At 61.4% G+C, this 17,400-nt stretch carries 20 protein-coding genes, 1 pseudogene and 1 riboswitch; of the genes and pseudogenes, 10 read left to right on the forward strand and 11 right to left on the reverse strand.

Translation table 11 applies throughout. The features are described 5' to 3' along the window. Positions 1-18 precede the first annotated feature (18 nt). Positions 19-987 (reverse strand): branched-chain amino acid ABC transporter permease, encoded by a 969-nt coding sequence (locus ACR0DO_RS08405; protein WP_480557866.1) that lies wholly within the window; start codon positions 985-987, stop codon positions 19-21. Then, on the reverse strand, positions 984-1,850 hold the full coding sequence (locus ACR0DO_RS08410) for a branched-chain amino acid ABC transporter permease (protein ID WP_170444300.1): 867 nt from the start codon (positions 1,848-1,850) through the stop codon (positions 984-986). The genes ACR0DO_RS08405 and ACR0DO_RS08410 overlap by 4 nt, the downstream gene beginning before the upstream one ends. 188 nt (positions 1,851-2,038) lie before the next feature. Between ACR0DO_RS08410 and ACR0DO_RS08415 the strand changes: the two genes are divergently transcribed. Then, complete coding sequence (locus ACR0DO_RS08415) at positions 2,039-2,680, forward strand: phosphoenolpyruvate hydrolase family protein (RefSeq protein WP_480557868.1); 642 nt, start codon at positions 2,039-2,041, stop codon at positions 2,678-2,680. Continuing rightward, positions 2,677-4,401, forward strand: coding sequence for a phosphoenolpyruvate hydrolase family protein (locus tag ACR0DO_RS08420; protein ID WP_480557870.1), 1,725 nt, complete (start codon positions 2,677-2,679; stop codon positions 4,399-4,401). Before ACR0DO_RS08415 ends, ACR0DO_RS08420 begins: the two co-directional genes overlap by 4 nt. A gap of 100 nt (positions 4,402-4,501) precedes the next feature. On the opposite strand, the gene ACR0DO_RS08425 is transcribed toward ACR0DO_RS08420, so the two are convergent. Genes ACR0DO_RS08425 through ubiT form a run of 4 tightly spaced genes read right to left on the reverse strand, consistent with a single transcriptional unit; the run spans position 4,502 to position 8,135 of the window. Then, positions 4,502-5,704, reverse strand: coding sequence for an NnrS family protein (locus ACR0DO_RS08425; RefSeq protein WP_480557872.1), 1,203 nt, complete (start codon positions 5,702-5,704; stop codon positions 4,502-4,504). Next, positions 5,701-6,612, reverse strand: coding sequence for a ubiquinone anaerobic biosynthesis protein UbiV (ubiV, locus tag ACR0DO_RS08430; protein ID WP_480557874.1), 912 nt, complete (start codon positions 6,610-6,612; stop codon positions 5,701-5,703). Before ubiV ends, ACR0DO_RS08425 begins: the two co-directional genes overlap by 4 nt. Before the next feature lie 3 nt (positions 6,613-6,615). After that, positions 6,616-7,593: a ubiquinone anaerobic biosynthesis protein UbiU gene (ubiU, locus tag ACR0DO_RS08435; protein WP_480558173.1), complete on the reverse strand. Its 978-nt coding sequence runs from the start codon at positions 7,591-7,593 to the stop codon at positions 6,616-6,618. Beyond that, positions 7,593-8,135, reverse strand: a complete 543-nt coding sequence (gene ubiT, locus ACR0DO_RS08440; RefSeq protein WP_480557876.1) for a ubiquinone anaerobic biosynthesis accessory factor UbiT — start codon at positions 8,133-8,135, stop codon at positions 7,593-7,595. Before ubiT ends, ubiU begins: the two co-directional genes overlap by 1 nt. A 139-nt stretch (positions 8,136-8,274) precedes the next feature. Between ubiT and ACR0DO_RS08445 the strand changes: the two genes are divergently transcribed. Together ACR0DO_RS08445 and ACR0DO_RS08450 are read left to right on the forward strand one after the other, a co-directional pair. Further along, positions 8,275-9,783 carry a UbiD family decarboxylase gene (locus tag ACR0DO_RS08445; RefSeq protein WP_480557878.1) on the forward strand — a complete coding sequence of 503 codons (1,509 nt, stop codon included), beginning with the start codon at positions 8,275-8,277 and terminating at the stop codon, positions 9,781-9,783. After that, positions 9,780-10,388, forward strand: a complete 609-nt coding sequence (locus tag ACR0DO_RS08450; RefSeq protein WP_480557880.1) for a UbiX family flavin prenyltransferase — start codon at positions 9,780-9,782, stop codon at positions 10,386-10,388. Before ACR0DO_RS08445 ends, ACR0DO_RS08450 begins: the two co-directional genes overlap by 4 nt. Here the strand turns inward: ACR0DO_RS08450 and ACR0DO_RS08455 are convergent. From ACR0DO_RS08455 to ACR0DO_RS08470, 4 genes are read right to left on the reverse strand one after another with little or no spacing between them, the layout of a single operon-like run. Beyond that, a complete protein-coding gene (locus ACR0DO_RS08455; RefSeq protein WP_480557882.1) occupies positions 10,363-11,376 on the reverse strand; it encodes a FecCD family ABC transporter permease in 1,014 nt (337 codons plus the stop codon). The two genes, ACR0DO_RS08450 and ACR0DO_RS08455, sit on opposite strands and share 26 nt — an antisense overlap. A gap of 1 nt (position 11,377) precedes the next feature. Then, positions 11,378-12,325, reverse strand: coding sequence for an ABC transporter substrate-binding protein (locus ACR0DO_RS08460; protein WP_480557884.1), 948 nt, complete (start codon positions 12,323-12,325; stop codon positions 11,378-11,380). Positions 12,326-12,343: 18 nt separating this feature from the next. Beyond that, entirely contained in the window at positions 12,344-13,129 is a 786-nt protein-coding gene (locus tag ACR0DO_RS08465) for an ABC transporter ATP-binding protein (protein WP_480557886.1), read from the reverse strand. Then, positions 13,126-13,482 (reverse strand): DUF1636 family protein, encoded by a 357-nt coding sequence (locus tag ACR0DO_RS08470; protein ID WP_480557887.1) that lies wholly within the window; start codon positions 13,480-13,482, stop codon positions 13,126-13,128. Before ACR0DO_RS08470 ends, ACR0DO_RS08465 begins: the two co-directional genes overlap by 4 nt. Positions 13,483-13,584: 102 nt before the next feature. Next, a riboswitch (cobalamin riboswitch) is annotated at positions 13,585-13,782 on the reverse strand. Positions 13,783-13,927: 145 nt separating this feature from the next. Between ACR0DO_RS08470 and ACR0DO_RS08475 the strand changes: the two genes are divergently transcribed. The 4 genes from ACR0DO_RS08475 (at position 13,928) to ACR0DO_RS08490 (ending at position 16,429) form a co-directional block, all read left to right on the forward strand. Continuing rightward, entirely contained in the window at positions 13,928-14,692 is a 765-nt protein-coding gene (locus ACR0DO_RS08475; RefSeq protein WP_480557889.1) for a DUF3299 domain-containing protein, read from the forward strand. A gap of 167 nt (positions 14,693-14,859) precedes the next feature. Next, positions 14,860-15,345, forward strand: a complete 486-nt coding sequence (locus ACR0DO_RS08480; RefSeq protein ID WP_480557891.1) for a hypothetical protein — start codon at positions 14,860-14,862, stop codon at positions 15,343-15,345. A 233-nt stretch (positions 15,346-15,578) separates the two neighbouring features. Continuing rightward, positions 15,579-16,031, forward strand: coding sequence for a GMC oxidoreductase (locus tag ACR0DO_RS08485; RefSeq protein WP_480557893.1), 453 nt, complete (start codon positions 15,579-15,581; stop codon positions 16,029-16,031). Beyond that, complete coding sequence (locus ACR0DO_RS08490; protein ID WP_480557895.1) at positions 16,031-16,429, forward strand: hypothetical protein; 399 nt, start codon at positions 16,031-16,033, stop codon at positions 16,427-16,429. The genes ACR0DO_RS08485 and ACR0DO_RS08490 overlap by 1 nt, the downstream gene beginning before the upstream one ends. A 16-nt stretch (positions 16,430-16,445) precedes the next feature. On the opposite strand, the gene ACR0DO_RS08495 is transcribed toward ACR0DO_RS08490, so the two are convergent. Beyond that, complete coding sequence (locus tag ACR0DO_RS08495) at positions 16,446-16,664, reverse strand: hypothetical protein (RefSeq protein ID WP_480557897.1); 219 nt, start codon at positions 16,662-16,664, stop codon at positions 16,446-16,448. Positions 16,665-16,732: 68 nt separating this feature from the next. On the opposite strand from ACR0DO_RS08495, the gene ACR0DO_RS08500 reads away from it, so the two are divergent. Beyond that, positions 16,733-16,966, forward strand: coding sequence for a hypothetical protein (locus tag ACR0DO_RS08500; protein ID WP_480557899.1), 234 nt, complete (start codon positions 16,733-16,735; stop codon positions 16,964-16,966). An 8-nt stretch (positions 16,967-16,974) separates the two neighbouring features. After that, positions 16,975-17,375 (forward strand): annotated as a pseudogene (locus tag ACR0DO_RS08505) (dTDP-4-dehydrorhamnose 3,5-epimerase family protein). Positions 17,376-17,400 lie beyond the last annotated feature (25 nt).

A 17,400-nucleotide genomic window follows, 5' to 3' on the forward strand; every position in this document is an offset into this window, starting at 1 on the left:
TCCTCCCTATGAGTGTGCTCAGACAGTTGATTTTTCTTTGACCTCTGGACGGCGCAGCCGCGCCATCCAGTCGCTTGCCAGTTGTTGCAGCCCGCCCGGTGCCACGATGACGATCAGCAGCAGCACGCCACCGATCAGCGTGTTGAACCGCTCGCGGTCGATCAGGTCGACGGCGAAGGTGTCCAGCAGGACAAAGACCGCCGCGCCGACAAAGGCTCCGCCCGGATGACGCAACCCGCCGATGACCGAGATGATGAGGATGTCGATGATGGGCCCAAGGCCGACCGAAAAGGATGAGATACGTTCCTGATACCAGACGTTCAGGATGCCACCGGCCCCGGCTAGCAGGCCCGAGAAAGCAAAGGCGGCAACGATGGGCGTGGTGACGGAAATCCCCAGTGCCAGCACACGACCGGGCGCGTCGCGCACCGCCTGAATGGTCAGGCCCAGCGGTGAGCGGACAAAGCCGCTGACCAGCGCCAACGCAAGCGCGGCCATGCCCAGAGACAACAGGTACAGCGGCAGCGGGTTGCGCAGGCTGAGCCCTGCAATCTCAGGAGCACGGACGCCGGAAAAGCCGGTCCAGCCATTGAAGAAGGTGTAATTCTGCCGGGTGAAGTAGAAGAACGCCACGCCAATCGCCAGCGTGATCATGATGGCGTAAATGCCGCGCGACCTGCGCGCGATCAGGCCAACCAGAGCGCCCGAAATGGTTGCAAGAATCAGCGCCAGCGGGATCGAGACCCAGAACGGCAGCGGAGCCCCTATGCCTACGGTATTGGGGCCGAAAAACGCGATGGTATAGCCCGCGATCCCGGCCATGGTGGCCTGCGCGAACGAGACAACGCCCAGATAAGTCGCCAGAAAACTGAGGCTCAGCGCCATGATGCCAAGGATCAGCGACCGTGTGGCGACCTGCGTCAGCCAGAAGTCGTTCAGCACAAAGGGCAGGATCAAAAGCGGGATAAGGATCAGCGCCTGTTTCATTGCTCGGCCTTTCCCAGCAGGCCCTGCGGCCGCACCGCCAGCACCAGCACCATGATCGCAAAGGTGAACACCACGCCGTAGGTAGGCGCATAGGCCAGCCCGTATTGCTCGGCCAGACCAACCAGCAGCGCGCCCAAGGCGGCCCCTCCGATCGAGCCCATGCCGCCAACTATCACCACCACCAGCGAAGACAGCAGGAATTGCAGGTCCGTCCCCGGCGCAATCGACAGCGCGCTGGCTGCGACCACTCCAGCCATTCCGGCCAGCATGCCGCCCAAGGCAAACACGAGAACAAAGATGCGGTTGATCGGATAGCCCAACGCCCGCAGCATGTCCTGATCATCCACACCCGCCCGGATCACCGCGCCAAAGCGCGTCCGTTGGATCAGGAACCACAGGCCAATCCCGACCACCAGCGCAAAACCCATCAGCGCCAGACGGATATTCGCATACCCCACGCCCAGAACCGGCAGACGCTGCCCTCCGGCCAGAGCATCGGGCAACTCAACCTGATAGGTCAGCCCGCCCCAGTACCACAGCATCAGATCGGCCATGATGATTGAAATTGCAATCGATGCCAGGGTCTGACGCAGTTCGTCCCCCTGCATCCAGCCCAGAATGCCAGCCTGCACGATGGCACCAGCCAACGCCGCCGCCAATCCGCCCCCAAGGACACCCAGCCCCCACGAGCCAGTGACATCAACAATGCTGTATCCGACATAGCCGCCCAGCAGCAGCAACGCGCCATGGGCCATGTTCACCGTCCGCATCAACCCGAAGATCAGACTGAAGCCGCTGGCCGCCAAGAAGTAGAGTGCTGCAAGCGTCAGCCCGTTCAGGGTGACGATCAGAAATAAGGTCATGATTCCTCCCGTTGAGACGACCATGTCCGAATTTCAGGAATCCCCACAGCTCTGGGTTCATTTCCGATGAAGAAAAATATTTTATATTATCAATAAGTTATTATTTCTCGGGGATCAAAGATTCTCAAAAAAGAAGAAGAAATAAGAATTTGCTTCTCAAATGCGGAAAACTTTTCTTATACAGAGACATGCAGAACCTGACATTGACCGGCACACCGTCTGCCCGCCCTGACCAGGCCGACCGGATTTACTGCCCTGCTTTGGGTGGGTTGAGCGTCTCTCAGGCGGACCTCGCCTTTGTAATGCCCCGGCTCGACCACAACCGCGTGCTACGCGAAACGCCGAAACAAGGCGACTGGGCTGCGATATTGGCTAGCGATCCGTTCGGGTCCGAGGCAACCATGCTCTCGCAACTCTATGAGAAAGGGTATCGCGGTGTGGTGAACTGGCCCTCTTCGATCCTGCTGGATGGCAGTCTGCGCCAGTCGATGTCGACAATCCCGGCCTCGCCCGAGTTCGAATACGCGTTTCTGGCCCGCGCCAAGGCCGCCGGGTTTCAGACGCTGGCTTTCTTCATCTCGCTCGCGCAGGCCCGCGCTGCGGTAAAGGCCGGGCTGGACCAACTTGTCCTACACCCCGGCCTGCTGAATGTAGACAGCCCAGACAGCGGCGCGCTTGTTTTGGGCTCATTGCAAAGGGTGATCGAAACGATCCGGGACGAGGCTGAACAGGTCAGCGTTTTTGCCTATACCTCGGCTTGGCACGAACGCATGGTTCCGCTCAGCACGCTTGATGTGGATGGTCTGATCTGGTGCGAGGGTGCGGCATGACAAACCGCGACAAGAACTTTCTGTTTGCTGCCGTCGTTGGGTCGGGCCTGACCGCAAAGGCTGCAGACAAGGCCGGGGCCGATTATCTGCTGGCCCTGAACGCAGGACGTTTCCGGGTGCAAGGGGCATCATCCCTGACCAGCTTTCTGCCGGTCCGGGCCGCCAATGATTGGGTCGTCGAATTTGCCGAACGCGAGATGCTGGGCCGCTGCTCTGCGCCGATCTATGCGGGGTTCTCGGTTAGTGATCCCGATCTGGAAATCGGCGAGCTGGTGCAAAGAACCAAAGCGCTTGGCTTCTCTGGCGTCTGCAACTTTCCATCGACGACACTGATCGACGGACGGCTGGGCGCGTTGATGGAGCGCGAGGGGTTGGGGTTCGACCGCGAAATCGCGCTGGTGCAAGAGGCGACGGCGGCCGGTCTGGGCACCTTCGTTTATGTCCACACCAACGCGCAGGCCCGCAGGATGGTCGATGCGGGTGCAACGGCCATCTGTGTCAACGTGGGCTTTACCAGCGGCGGAACGGGCGTGAGCACACACCTGACGCTGGAAACCGCAGCGGCGCAGATCGAGCGGGTGCTCGAAGGCGTACCAGCCTCGGTCGACAAACTGTGCCACGGCGGCCCCATCACCTCACCCGAAGAGGCGCTGGCCATCACCCGTATCTGCGGTGTGCAGGGATTTGTTGCAGGCTCAACACTTGACCGGCTGCCGGTTGAACAAACCCTTAGCGAAGTCACTAAGGGCTTTACCGCGATCCCCAGCCTGACGCGCATAAAGCAGGCCCCCTCGAACACCAGAAATGATCTGGTCGGTTCGTCTTATGCTATGCAGACGATCCGCGAAGAATTGGACGATCTGGCCTATGAAGACATCCCCGTCCTGCTGATCGGACAGACCGGGACAGGCAAAAGCCGCGCGGCCCTCAGGCTGCACGAGGCAGGCCCGGCGGCCCGGCGGCAACCCGTGGTCGTGGATTGCCCTGCCTTGGGCGGCGAGGAAGGCGGCGTGCATTTGCTAGGCAAAGCGCCCGGTGCGTTGGGCAGCACTGGCACCCAGCGCGGCGCGTTGGAGCAAGCGTCCGGCAGCACCATCATCTTTGACGAAATCACCGCCTTGCAGCCCGAGCATCAGGGCAAGATTCTGAAATTCACCGATGAAAAGACGGTGCAGCGGATCGGGGACCATACGCTCAGGCGCGCGGATGCCCGGATCATCTCGACCACGACGCAGGATCTGCTTGGCCAGATCGAGAGGGACGCGTTTCGTCAGGACCTGTACTACCGCATCTCCGGCCATGAAATCACCCTGCCCCCGTTGCGTGACCGTGTGGACGATATCCCCGAACTGGCCATGTATCTGGGCCGACAGGTCAGCGGTGAGCCTCCGAAATTCTCGAACGCTGCGTTGCGGCTGATGCTGGAACACGACTGGCCCGGCAATGTGCGAGAGCTGCACCACGCCGTGCAGCGCGCGGTTCGCAAATCGGGCGGGGGGACGATTGACCTCAAGGCGATCGACTTTCTGCGGCGAAAACCGGCGGGCGCTCCAAAGGCGCAGACGGATGAAACCCCGGCGCGGGTCGCGGTGTCCGAGCGGGACTGGATTGCCGAAGCGCTGGCACGAAACGGCTTCCGCCGCGCGCAAACGGCCGAGGAATTGGGCATGACAACCCGCACACTTTACAACAAAATCAAGAAACACGGACTGCAGGGATAGTACGCTCAGTTACACCGCATTATCCAATTTTCTCGTTGCAAATGACCGGGAAACCTACTGAGGTTTACTTCGTCAAATGCCTTGCGTTAGGTGCACAGATTCACGCTTTGTACCGGGTCTTGGGATTCCTGCCGCTGAGCACAGGTCGGACGGCTGGTCCCAACAGTACGGGGCGCAGGGCGATCAGGTAGCATATCCAGCTGACGCACCAGAACAGGGCGGCGGTGTTCTCCAAAAGCTCGTGATTGTCGGTCATTGGTGCGGCAAGGCGGGTTGCGATCGCGCACCACAGCAACGCCATGGCACAGGTCAGGCTGCGCGGCGCGCGCAGCGGACCCTCTGACGTGTGGGATGCGGCGCGACCGGTGAAGGCCATGATCATGCCAGAGATTGCCCCAATGGTGAGCGCGTGCAGGGCGTCCCTCATAGGGTAGACCGTCGGGAACAACCACAGTGATCCCATCAACAAAAGCCCCAGCGGCAGCCAGAGAAAGGCCGCGTGCAGACCAAAGAGAAGCGGGTTTCGCCACGTGCCGAAGCTGCGCCAGCGGGACATCGCGGCAAGCAGGAACAGAGCCGAAAGGATCAGCAACGCGTTTGCGACATCGGGCGTGTTGAGAAGCAGGGCAAGAGCGGCGCAGGCCAACACAGCAAGGATGACCCGGCGCAGCTTTTCGTTGCAGGGCAAATCCAGAGCAGGCAGGCCCTGATGTTGACGCCAGATGGTGGTGAAGGCCGGGACGGCACGAACGCCGATGGTGGCGATCAGGATGGCAAAGCCGATCAGCACCGCGCGCGCAAGGGACAGGCTGGCGGCGACATCACCGGATTTCGCGGCGGTCATGAAGGTGGCTTCGATCAGGCCCAGAGCCAGCATTGCGAAGGCAAACGGGGTTTTGGCGAAGGCGCCTGCGGCTACGATGCGCCATACCAGCAGGCCAAACAAAGCGATGAAATAAAGCCCGTTGCAGATCAGGATCAGGCCAAGGGGCAGGTGGTCCGCCATGGCCGTTGTCAGACGGCCCAATGCCCAGAAGCCCATCAGGAGCTTTAAGATCGCGCCCTGTTCGGGGGGCTTGGCCACCCAATTGGGCAGCGCGGTCAGCAGGTAGCCGCCCACGGCCAGTGCGGCAAAGCCGAACAGCAGCTCATGCACGTGCCACAGCACGATTGGCTCGAACGCCGGGGCGGGCAGGCCCAGACGTACGCCCAACGGCCACCATCCCATGCAGACCAGCGCCCAAAGTGCCGCGCCGCCGAACATGGGGCGATAAGGCGCGGCCCAGAACGAATGCAGGGTCACTCTGCCGGGATGGCCCGGTCAGCGGACCAGTCTGCGCCACACGCGCCTTGCAGGAACCCATCAGAAAAGCGGGCGTCCGGCGTGAGGGCTTGAAGCTCTATGGCCGTCGTCTGTGCTGTGGCATCTCCTTGCAGAAGGGCGTGATAGGCTGCGCAGATGGCAGGGAAACCCTGTGATTGCGGTGAAAGGCGCAGGGCGGCGACGCCTGCGCGCGCCAGCGTGTCGGCCTGGTAAACGGAAGCTGCATGGGTGTCCGACAGGGTCTGCACACCATTCATGGTCATGAACGGCTGACCTTCCAGTGTTTCAACCTCCAGCCCGTCCGGATCGTCTTCGCAGGCAAATTGGCAGTTGTCTTTGGTACGACCGTGCATGCGTGCGTGATAGCAGCGGCCCGAGATCGCCAGGGGCAGGCGGCCATGGCCCCAGACCTCGACAGCAACGCCAAGATCGGCGGCGGTTTTGGCCAGCACCTCAACGCTTTCCAATGGCAGCTCGGGGGGCAGGCAGACCCGAGTGGCGCCCAGCGAGGCCAGCCATGTCAACGTGCCTTCGTTATAGACATTGACCAACGGGCCAACCCAGAACGGCGTGCCCTTGGGCAGATGCGGTAAGGCCGAGAGATCGTTGACCTCGACCGGTAGGCCCATTTCGACAAGATCGGCGGTCAGCTTGCGTTCGCGTTTCAGGGTGACCAGCGCAAGGCTGGTCAGGGCGACCTCTTTGCCTGTGGTTTGCAGCGTGTCGATCGCCTCGGCGATGTGCTCCTGATAAAACGGCAGGCGTTTGGAACAGACCAACTCGCCCAATACAACGCGAGCAACAGGGGTATCCGCCAGCGAGGTATGAAACTCCAGCCAACGGGTTTTGGACCAGAAGAACTGGGTCGGCCCAGCAGTGAGATCCATGGCTTATCTCCAGGTTTTCTTGTAGGCGCCGGTGGTCATGGCCTGACCCTCGGACAGTCGAGCCAACATGCCCTCGGGCAGCGGGCGGCCCGCATCCAGCGCATCCACGGCGGCGCGGAAGTTGCGCACCACCTGCGCCACATAGGACCGCGACCGCTGGCGGCCTTCGATCTTGAGAGCGGTAACACCTGCCTTTTGCAACTGCGGGATCAGTTTCTCGGCGTTCAGGCTGACCGGGTCTTCGAACAGGTGGCCGGATTTCTCACCCGCGCTGAAACAGCCTTTGCACAGGGTCGGATAGGGCGCGGCTTCGCCCTTGTCGACGCGGTGAATGATGTAGCCGCCCAGCCGCGCATCCAGCACCCCGTTTTCCTCATGGTATTCCACATGGCTGGCCGGAGAGCAGACGCCGTTCATGTTGGGCGATTTGCCGGTGGCGTAGGATGACAACGAACAGCGGCCCTCGGCCATCACGCACAGGCCGCCAAAGACGAACACCTCGGTTTCAACCTCGGTTTCAGCGTTGATCGCGGCGATTTCCGGCACCGAGAGCACGCGCGGCAGCACCACACGTTTCACGCCAAAGGTCTCGGCATAGTAGTTGATGACATCCGCATTGGCGGCGGCAGCCTGAACCGAAAGGTGGCGGCGCAGGGTGGGATGATGGCGCGCGGTATGCGCCAGAAGGCCAGCATCGGCCAGGATCACCGCATCGGCGCCGCAGGTTTCGGCATCGGCTACGGCGCGGTGCCAGATGGCCTCGTGCCCGGCGCGGGGAAAGGTGTTGATGGCGACCAGCACTTTGGCGCCATGCTGGTGGGCAAAGGCCACGCCTTCACGCATTTCGGCGCGATCGAAGTTCAGGCCGGGAAAGTTCCGGGCATTGGTTTCATCGGCAAAGCCGCAGTAAATCGTATGCGCGCCCGCCTTTACTGCCGCACGCAACGCGGCGGGGGTGCCAGCGGGGCAGACAATTTCCATTACCATAGGTCTGCCTCTTCGGGTCTGCTCAGGTTAACGCCGGTTCTTCGCTCGATCAGTGCAAGAACCCTCTGCATGGAATGCGCCAAGGGGCCGGACAGGTCCGAAAGCTCCTGTGCGAAATCCAGCTCGGCGTCGTCGATTGCGTTGCGCAGGGCCAGCGCTGCGGCCGTATCGCCTTCGATCACCAGATCACGGGAAAAGAACAGCGCGTCCCCGTCATAGGCGCCGTGAACAAGACCCAATAAGGCAGCGAGCGGCCCGGCGATCCGGGCGGCGCCTTCTGCGCGGCCGCGCGTGACTGTCACTCGCGGGGTGCCGCCGTTCGGATCAAGGCAGATCACAAACGGCAGGTCGGTCGGATCAAGGATGAACCGCGTGTGGTCATGCTCGCCCAGACGGCGGAACATGCCCGGGTGTTTTTGCGCGATCTTGCGGGAAAAGGCGGACAGGATGGCCGACAAAGGGGCATATGGCAAAATGCGCAACGGAAGGGTGGCCACCTGCGGGAAGTGCGGAATCATGGCGGGCGATTGGGACAAGCAGGGCTCCTTTGGCACGGTCGACATGTCTTCTGTCGGAACTCATAAGGGGTCGCACGCGGTCGCAGTTTGACGATGGTCAATTTCGCTGTGGAATTTCGCTGATAGGCAGGCCGGGCTTTCTTGAACAGGATCTCCCGTGCGATCGTTGCCCTCTTTCCCCAGCCTGCGCAGTTTCCTTGACTGGTGTGGGGACACCAATCAGTTGCTGACAGTTTCCGAGCCCGTCTCGGTCCGCCATCAGATTACAGCAGTTCACCGCAACGTGCTGGAGCGGGCCGGCCCGGTGGTGCGGTTCGATTTTCCGGTGTTGGACGGTGGTATCCCTTCGAAAATGCCGGTTGTCACCAACCTGTTCGGGACAACTGAACGCGTGTGCGCCGGGCTTGGTATTAAACCGGAGGAACTGGACGAGATGGGCGCGTTTCTTGCCGCGCTCAAAACCCCGGCACCTCCGGACGGGTTGCGGGATGCCCTTTCGCGTTGGCCGATGTTGAAGGCCGCCCTGGCCACGCGACCCAAGATCACCAAGTCCGCATCCAGCCAGCAGGTTGCTCTGGAAGGGGCGGATATCGATTTGGCGTCAATTCCGGTGCAAACGCATTGGCCGGGCGATGCGGCGCCGCTTGTGACCTGGCCGGTGGTCATCACCCGACCGCACGGGTCCGACGCGGGCAATGTCACGTCCTACAACGCGGGCATCTACCGGGCTCAGGTGTTGGACCGGGACAAGCTGATCATGCGGTGGTTGCCCCATCGCGGTGGCGCGGCCCATCACCGGAGCTGGGCGAAGAACGGGGAAAAGACCCCGGTCGCCATCGTTCTGGGGGCAGATCCGGCGACGCTGCTGTCCGCCGCGCTGCCCTTGCCCGAGACTGTGTCGGAAATGACCTTTGCAGGCGCGCTCAACGGAGTGCGTCCTCGCATGGTAGCTGCCAAATCCGTACCCTTGATGGTTCCGGCCGAGGCCGAGATCATCCTGGAAGGCTGGGTTTCCCCCACCGAAACCGCGCCCGAGGGACCGTTCGGAGATCACACCGGGTACTACAACCGGGCCGAGCCATTTCCGGTCATGCAGGTCACGGCCGTGACCCATCGGCAGGACCCGCTGTACCTGTCCACTTATACCGGACGCCCGCCGGATGAGCCCGCGATCATTGGCGAGGTTTTCAACCGCCTCGCGCTGCCCACCATTCGCGCTCAGATACCCGAGGTCCGCGATCTGTGGCTGCCACCTGCCGCCTGTTCTTACCGCATGGCCGTTGTCAGCATCGACAAACGCTATCCCGGTCAGGCGCGCCGGGTGATGATGGCGCTGTGGGGGATGCTGCCGCAATTCAGCTATACCAAGATGATTGTGGTGGTGGATGACGATATCGACCCCACGAACTGGGATGACATCGCCTGGGCGCTTGCCACGCGCATGGACCCGGGTCGGGATGTGATGACGCTGGAAAACACGCCGATGGACTATCTGGACTTTGCGTCTCCGCAGCCGGGACTGTCCGGAAAAATGGGCATCGACGCCACGACCAAGATCGAAAGCGAAACCAGCCGGGAATGGGGAACCGTGATGAAAACGGCGGACAAGGACGCGGATTTCGCCGCCAATCTTGTTTCGCGCCTGATGGCCGGAGGGACGTCATGAGCCAACACCGCGTGATTTTGGGCGTAGCCGGGGCGTCGGGTGCAGCGCTCGGGCTGTCGGTGGCGCGGCAGTTGTCGGATCTGGGCGTTGAGATCGACCTTGTCACCAGCGACGCAGCACAGCGCACGCTGCTTGAAGAATGCGGGGAGGATGCGTTTGACACCCTCAGGGGATTGGCCACCCGCCATCATTCCATCAGCAACATTGGTGCCAGTATCGCCTCAGGGTCAGTCCCGGTATCCGGGATGATCGTTGCCCCCTGTTCCATGCGATCCCTGGCGGCCATCGCGCATGGCCTGGATGACAACCTGCTGACCCGCGCCGCCAGCGTGCAACTCAAGGAACGCAGGCGCCTGGTCCTGCTGACCCGCGAGGCGCCGCTGACATTGGTGCATCTTCGAAACATGACGACGGTTACCGAGATGGGTGCGATTGTTCTGCCGCCGGTCCCGGCCTTCTATCTGAAACCGCAATGCGTGTCGGATATCGTCACTCAGATTGCAGGTCGCGCGATCGATCTGTTGGCGGTTTCTGCTCCGGTGGCGAGACAATGGGCCGAGGCAGAATTAATGCCCGGCTCTAGTGCCGCGCCCGTGCGGTTCTGAACAGCAGCAGAAACACGAACACCGAACCGATCGAGGTTGTCACGATCCCCACCGGCAATTCCTGCGGCGCCAGAAGAAGCCGGCTGAGGATGTCCGACCCCGTCAGCAAAGCCGCGCCGACAATTGCGGCCGTGGGCAGAAGCCGGTTGTGCAGCGGCCCGGCGATGCCGCGCGCGATATGCGGCACCATCAGGCCAACAAAGCCGATTACCCCGGCGACCGAGACAAAAACAGCGGTGGCAAGGGCGGCGGCAAAGAACATGCTGAATCGCAGCCCCTGAACGGGCACGCCCAGTGTTGCGGCGGTCAGGTCTCCGGTCAGCAGCGCGTCCAGCCAGCGGCTGCGATAGAGCGAATAGGACAGGATCAGCAGCAACCCGGCGCAGACCAGCGGGAAGGTCTCCCACCGCGCCAGACCCAGACCGCCCAGCATCCAGAAGATCACCGAATGCGCCGCACGGCTGTCGCCCGCAAAGATCAGATAATTGGTGATGGCCGAGAACAGGAAAGACACTGCCAAACCGGCCAGGATCAGTTTTTCCGGCGCACTCGTTCGCAGCCCGTGCACCAGCGCCAGCACGATGCCTGACGCCACGAGGCCACCGCAAAACGCCGCCAGCGGCAGGGTCCAGAACCCCAGAATATCGCCGGTCACGGTGATGACGAACACGGCTCCGGCGGCGGCGCCCGAGGACAGACCGAAAAGAAAAGGGTCAGCCAGATCGTTGCGCGTCGTGGTTTGCAGAACCACGCCAACAATACCCAGCCCGGCGCCAATGACGGCCGCGAACAGGGCGCGGGGCAGGCGCAGATCGAAGACGATCCGGTGCAGGGGGGACATGTCTCCGTCCGTCAGGCCGGTGCCCAGCAAGACGGCGTCAAACGCATCCCGCGCGGGGATGGGCGTGGTGCCGTAGACGGTCGAAATCAGCAAGAGGGCGGCCAGAATGACCGCCCCCAAGATTAGCTCAAGGCCCAATCGGCCCATATCAGTTGAGGCCCGGATGCATGGCTTGGGCCATTTTCGAGATCGCCTCGATATTTGCCGGTCCGGGGGTCAGTTCCTCGTAGCGCAGGCCGATCCAGCGTTCGTTCTTGACCGCGTCGATCTGCGACATCACCGGATGGTCCTGCAGGAACTTGAACGTATCTTCTGCGCCATTTCCGGTCTGGTAATCCAGCAACACAAGGAATTCCGGGTTTGCGGCGGCCACGGCCTCCCACGAGGTGCGGCCCCAGCTGGTATCCATGTCATGGGTGACGTTCTCGCCGCCCGCAGCAGCGATCATCGCATCGGGGATGGCGAATTTGCCCGCAGTGAAGGGCGCATCCGCTGGGCCATCCAGCAGGAAGACACGGGGTTTCGGCAGATCGGCAGTCTGCGCTTCGATCGCTGCCAGCTCTTCTTTCCAGCCGCCGACCAGTTCTTCGGCCTTGCCTTCGACATGCATGACCTTGCCCAGGCGCAGCACGTCGTCGAACAGCAGGTCCATGCTGGCCTCGGGGCGATCCTTGTCCAGATGCACGCAGCTCTCAGACAGGATCATGGTCTTGATGCCAAAAGGTTCCAGCGTGTCGGGGGTGACGTCGCCGCCGGGTTTCATGCCGTAATACCACCCGGCAAAGAACAGGTCGGGTTCAACCGCAACCAGGTTTTCAACGGTCGGGTATTTTGGCGCCAGCTCGGGGATGTCACCGCGCAGCGTGTCAAACTCGGGGCTGGTCTTGTACCAGCCGGTGATGCCGGTCAGACCGACGATCTTGTCCTGCAGACCCAGCGCAAAGGCCATGTCGGTCATGTTCATGTCGTGCACGACCAGCCGCTGGGGCTGAGTTTCAAAAACCAATGGTTCGCCGCAGTTATCAACGGTTACTTCACCTGCAGATGCGCCGCCTGCCATGGCGGTGATCAGGGCCGCAGACCAGATGTGTTTCATAGGGGGTGTTTCCTTGCTTTAGTTTGAAACGGGGGTTCTTCGGATATCCAGCGCCGGGATCACCCGGCCTTCGTGCTGGAAACACAGGTAGTCGACGCCAAACGTGTCGCGCACATGCGCGGGCGTCAGAACCTCGGCCACGGGGCCAAAGCTGGTCAGGCGGGTGGATTTCATCAGCGCCACATGGGTGGCAAACTCGGGGATCATGACCAGATCGTGCACGATCATCACCACCGTAATGCCCAGCTCGGCCACCAGTGACAGCATCCGGCCCTTGGCGTCCGGGTCCAGATGGTTGGTGGGCTCGTCCAGAAACAGAAGCGACGGGCTCTGCGCCAGGGCGCGCGCAATATGTGCCCGCTGGCGTTCGCCGCCGGACAGCAGCGCCATCCGTTTATCCGCCAGAGCGCTCAGCCCGGTCAGGTCCAGTATTCGGTCAAGCTCGGCCGCATGGGCTTCGGCGGACCGGTCGGAGCGGATCGGAATCTGACCCAGCGCAACGTAATCGCGCAGCAGCAACCGACCGTCCGGAAACTCCTGCTGGCTGACCACGGCGATCATGCGCGCGCGCTCTGATGCAGGCATTTGTTTCAGGCTGCGCCCGTTGACCAGAACATCGCCCAGAACCATCTCGGCGGCGCCACTAAGAAGGTTCAGAAGTGTCGTTTTCCCGGCCCCGTTCGGCCCGGCAATGGCCAGGATTGCGCCCTTGTCCAGTTCAAACGATGCACCCTGCAGCAGAACATCGCCGTTCAGCGCATAGTATTCCAGGTCACGCGCGACCAGAAACGCGGGGTCTGTCATGAGTGTTCCTCTACGTTCAGCCGGGGCATCCGGGACAGGGTTTTGGTAAACAGCGGCCGCGGTCGGTCAGAGGCGTTGGTCCAGCCATCTGCACTGTGGCGGTACTGCCGCGCAAACTCGGCCACTGCAGTGATGTCACGTTGCGTCCGGATATCGCCGAACAGGTACTGGGCTTTGCCAACGGCCTGAAATCCAACGGTAGTCGGTCGTTCGCAGCCCGCCATGCACGTGACGGTCCGAACCGCAAACCCCGCGGGCAGACTGCCCGTCAGCGCGTTGCGCAAGGCATCCGCATTCTCAGGCCCTTTGCAGGTCTCGCAGATCAGAATGAAGTGATCAGGTGTTTCCGGCATTGCCCGCTCCGCTCGTTTTCAAACGCGCAGAGAAGGTGCCAATCATGGGAACACGTGTCAGTCGTGTCATCATAGCCTCCTTCCAGGACGCCCCGCCCCGGGTTGGTTGAACATATGATGGCAGGTCTCCTGACTTGCGGGTCGATGCTTGGCCATCCTTCCCGGCCCAAGGACCAGTGGGTGTATGGCGTCGCTCACCGCTTACAGTTGCGGGGGCAGTCACGGAGTTGGCCAATTGACAGGGCCGCACCGTATTCCCTTTTCATCCCTTTTGGGGGAACCATCACCAGATTGACTGCCCGAGATGACCCGGTGCGTCAATCATAAAGTTATATCCTCTACGTTTGTTTGCCGGTGCAGCCCTGCAATTGCAGGGGGTTCTGCAAAGAGCGGCATCTGCAAAAAACCTACTGGAATGATCCCGGCAGGGCGATAGAGTCCGGTCATGCGATATTGGTTTCCCCTTGCGACGATTCTGACGTTGACCCTGTGCGGTCCGTCCGTGCTGGCGGCTCCGGGGGCTGCACTGGACTGGTCTGACTTGCCGGATCCGTCCGTTCAGGTCTTCGACGATCCGTATCGCGACCTGAGCCCGGAACAGTTCGACGATGTGCTTTTTGCCGTACGCCTGCGCAGCAGGCTGCATCAGGATGCGGGCAGCCCCGAAGAGCGGCTGAATTGGCAGGAGCTTCTGTTCGAAACCGAGGACGCCCTGGCCGCCGATGGCATTGATATCGACTGGCTGCTGGAGCAACGGCATGCCGTGGCCCGGAACCGGGATCGCGCCGGCGCTGCGGGCAACCCTGAATTTGACGGTCAGACGGTGACGCTGGCGGGGTTTGCCATTCCCGCGCCGCCCGATGCGGACGGGAACGCCATCGCTTATCTGGTGCCCCAGCGCGGGATGTGCAGCCATATGCCGCCACCTCCGCCCAATCAGATGATCCGGGTGCGGCTGAACGGTGACTGGGCGCCCAGCTATGTCCATGAACCCGTGCGGCTGACCGGAAGGCTGACCATCGATCCGTCAGAGCAGAACATGATGGTGGTCGACGGGTTTTTGCCCATGCGGGCGACGTTCCGGCTGGACGCCGACAGTGTCGAAACCCTGGAAACACAGGGCGAGCGGCTGGAGTGGACGCAAAGCATTGCCGATCGCATCCGCGCGGCGGGCAACCGCAAGACCGGCGGGGCGAAGGCCTCTGAGTGACGCGGCCGCCGGATCGGGACACTGCGGAATGGCTTGTAGATTGGTTCCGGAAGAAACCGATCATCTTTGGTGATTTGACAAACCCCGGTCTCGGGGTACCCTATATCATCCTATTTAAGTGTATCAGTGACGTTGGTTTGAGCCTCTTCAGAGGCCCGGGTGAATAGATGAACCGCATTGACCTAACAGAGGTCGCGTCCCGGGAATGGGATGTGGTGCTTGTTGGCAGCAGCTTTGCATCTATGTTTTTTGCGCATGCCCTGCCGCAGGATCTGGACATTCTCATCATTGAAAAAGGCGGGTTCCGCCCGCATGAGGCGCAGCTTCGCGATGGCTGGCGCACCGGAGAGGAGATTACTCAGCGCAACTCGTCCGGTTTTCGGAAAGACTGGCTCAGCTTCGTTGTTTTTGGCGGAAACTCGAATTTCTGGTGGGGCGATACTCCGCGATTTCATCCCGGTGACTTCCGGCTGCAGTCCCGGTTTGGCGTCGGAATGAACTGGCCGTTCGGGTATGACGATCTGGCGCCCTATTACGAGCGGGCGGAAACGTTGATGGAGATCGCAGGCGGCGGGTCAGCTCATATCCTGCCCCGCAAAACGCCGTTTCCCTACCCCGAGTACGCCAAGTCCCGTGCGGATGTTGCGTTGTAGAACCACAGCAAGTCCTGGGTTCCGCTGCCTTCCACGCGCGCAAATGGCGGCACGCGGCAATCCTGCTGCGGTCGGGTGTCACCTCACCGGCGCTGGGGCGTTTCCTGCACGAAGAACCCTCGCAATCCGTCCTTGTCGATACGGCCACGTTAAAGAACTATTTCGGCGGCACGTCTGAAACCAGCCATGGCTATCATTTCTATCACGACATAGACCGGTCCGAGGCGGCGGCGGTGCTGATCGAAAGCTCGAATTCGCCCCCCAATATCCGCGAAGAGCCGGGCAAGTGGACCAACCGTCTGGTCCTGACCCTTGCAGCCGAGGACCTGCCCGTCGCCGAAAATCGGGTGCTGTTGGAGGGTGACGCACCGGTGATCGAATGGACCAAGCACCACCCCTATGCCTATCGGGGATTGCAGCGCGCGCTGGACGGGTTGCCGGGTATCATTCCGGATGTGCTGGACGGCGTGACCGCTGGCGGTTTCCTTCCAAGTCAGGCCCATATTCAGGGCACGCACCGGATCAGTACCGACCCGGCCGAAGGGGTAGTGGATGAGTATCTGCGCCTGCACGAGGTTCCGAATGTCTTTGCCTTGGGGGCGGGGGCGTTCCCGGCCTGCTCGCCCGCCAATCCGACCCTAACCCTGTCGGCAATGTCGCTGCGCGCGGTCGAGGTGGTCCGATGATGATATCCAGACGAAACGCATTGCTGGGGGGGTATGTCTGGCCGCTATTGCGGGCGGGGTTGGGTATGCCCTGCAACCGGGCGGGATCGCGGCCCGCAGCGCAGGCGTTTTGCGACGCTTATGAGACCTTCGTGATTCAGAAAGATCTGTCGGGACAGGTGGCGAATGCGATCTTCAACCTCAAAGCCGGGAATCTGCCCTATATCGAGGGCAAAAAGGCCAAGCTGGACCGGTCCATCGTGGTCAAATTCGCGACCTCGGCCAATGTTGTGCTGTCCGCGGAAACCGGGGCCGAGCTTGAGTATGTCGGGATTTTCCATCCGGTCGAAAACAGCTGCGGCAACCAGTTGTCCCATCTTGGGCTGTTGTCGGACGACTCGGTTGCAAGCGCCGGGTGAGCCCGGGCAACTGGCCTCAAGGCACTGACGCGGGTTCCACCGAATTCGGGTGCGAGGCGTGTTCGCCCGTCAACCCTGCGGCCATTCGGGACAGGTTTTGCCTGCGCACTGCCATTGCCACGGTTTCCGGCAGGTTCAGGTGTTGCAGAATATCCGCCCAGCGGTTCAGCCAGTCATGTTTCTGCAGGGCGTTCGCAAAATTGATCCGTCGACGCGCTTTGGCAGAAGGTTCCAAAATCCGCGATTTCGGCAGAAAAGCCCGAGAATCATGGAAACCGACCAATTGTCTGGTTAGCTTTCGATATGCCTTCACGTGCCGAAAACGGCGCAGCGGAGTTTGACCGGCTGCGCCACGGCACGTTTTGTAAACGAGGGTCGGTGTGGTTAACTGGTTGCCGTTCAGAAGGCGGTTTTTTAATAATTTTCACTGAAACGCATTTGCCGGGCGCCTATGTTGTCGATCTGCACGAGATTTCCGATGATCGCGGTTTTTTGCCCGTGCCTTTTGCGCAAACGAGTTTGAAAAACACGGCCTGAAACCTGCCATTGCGCAGATAAACCTTTCATTCAATGAAAGAAAAGGAACGATGCGTGGTTTGCATTACCAGCAGGCCCCGGCGCGTGAGGCCAAGTTCATGCGCTGCATCACCGGTGCCATCTACGACGTGATCGTGGATATGCGTCCGGACAGTGCCACCTATCTGCAGCATTTCGGGATCGAGCTGTCGGCCGAGAACCGGCGTGCGCTCTACGTCCCGAGATGTTTGCCCACGGCTATCTGGCACTGACTGACGGGGCACAGGCCTATTATTCGGCCAGCGAGGTCTACACCCCCGGGGTCGAGCATGGATTGCGATACGATGATCCGGCGCTGAATATGCAATGGCCGCAATCTGTAACGATTGTTTCCAAAAAAGACGCGGGGTGGCCGCTGATCCAGCGCTGAGCCCGCCGCGATTCCAAGGAAAGAC

It is taken from the genome of Ruegeria sp. AM9 (assembly GCF_056540565.1).

What these genes read in the sequence shown, in the direction of transcription:
- ACR0DO_RS08405 (WP_480557866.1), bottom strand. Translation starts at nt 987, where the DNA reads ATGAAACAGGCGCTGATCCTTATCCCGCTTTTGATCCTGCCCTTTGTG.
- ACR0DO_RS08415 (WP_480557868.1), top strand. Translation starts at nt 2,039, where the DNA reads ATGCAGAACCTGACATTGACCGGCACACCGTCTGCCCGCCCTGACCAG.
- ACR0DO_RS08470 (WP_480557887.1), bottom strand. Translation starts at nt 13,482, where the DNA reads ATGCCGGAAACACCTGATCACTTCATTCTGATCTGCGAGACCTGCAAA.
- ACR0DO_RS08450 (WP_480557880.1), top strand. Translation starts at nt 9,780, where the DNA reads ATGAGCCAACACCGCGTGATTTTGGGCGTAGCCGGGGCGTCGGGTGCA.
- ACR0DO_RS08465 (WP_480557886.1), bottom strand. Translation starts at nt 13,129, where the DNA reads ATGACAGACCCCGCGTTTCTGGTCGCGCGTGACCTGGAATACTATGCG.
- ACR0DO_RS08420 (WP_480557870.1), top strand. Translation starts at nt 2,677, where the DNA reads ATGACAAACCGCGACAAGAACTTTCTGTTTGCTGCCGTCGTTGGGTCG.
- ACR0DO_RS08490 (WP_480557895.1), top strand. Translation starts at nt 16,031, where the DNA reads ATGATATCCAGACGAAACGCATTGCTGGGGGGGTATGTCTGGCCGCTA.
- ACR0DO_RS08460 (WP_480557884.1), bottom strand. Translation starts at nt 12,325, where the DNA reads ATGAAACACATCTGGTCTGCGGCCCTGATCACCGCCATGGCAGGCGGC.
- ACR0DO_RS08455 (WP_480557882.1), bottom strand. Translation starts at nt 11,376, where the DNA reads ATGGGCCGATTGGGCCTTGAGCTAATCTTGGGGGCGGTCATTCTGGCC.
- ACR0DO_RS08480 (WP_480557891.1), top strand. Translation starts at nt 14,860, where the DNA reads ATGAACCGCATTGACCTAACAGAGGTCGCGTCCCGGGAATGGGATGTG.
- ubiV (WP_480557874.1), bottom strand. Translation starts at nt 6,612, where the DNA reads ATGGATCTCACTGCTGGGCCGACCCAGTTCTTCTGGTCCAAAACCCGT.
- ACR0DO_RS08410 (WP_170444300.1), bottom strand. Translation starts at nt 1,850, where the DNA reads ATGACCTTATTTCTGATCGTCACCCTGAACGGGCTGACGCTTGCAGCA.
- ubiU (WP_480558173.1), bottom strand. Translation starts at nt 7,593, where the DNA reads ATGGAAATTGTCTGCCCCGCTGGCACCCCCGCCGCGTTGCGTGCGGCA.
- ACR0DO_RS08500 (WP_480557899.1), top strand. Translation starts at nt 16,733, where the DNA reads ATGCCTTCACGTGCCGAAAACGGCGCAGCGGAGTTTGACCGGCTGCGC.
- ACR0DO_RS08475 (WP_480557889.1), top strand. Translation starts at nt 13,928, where the DNA reads ATGCGATATTGGTTTCCCCTTGCGACGATTCTGACGTTGACCCTGTGC.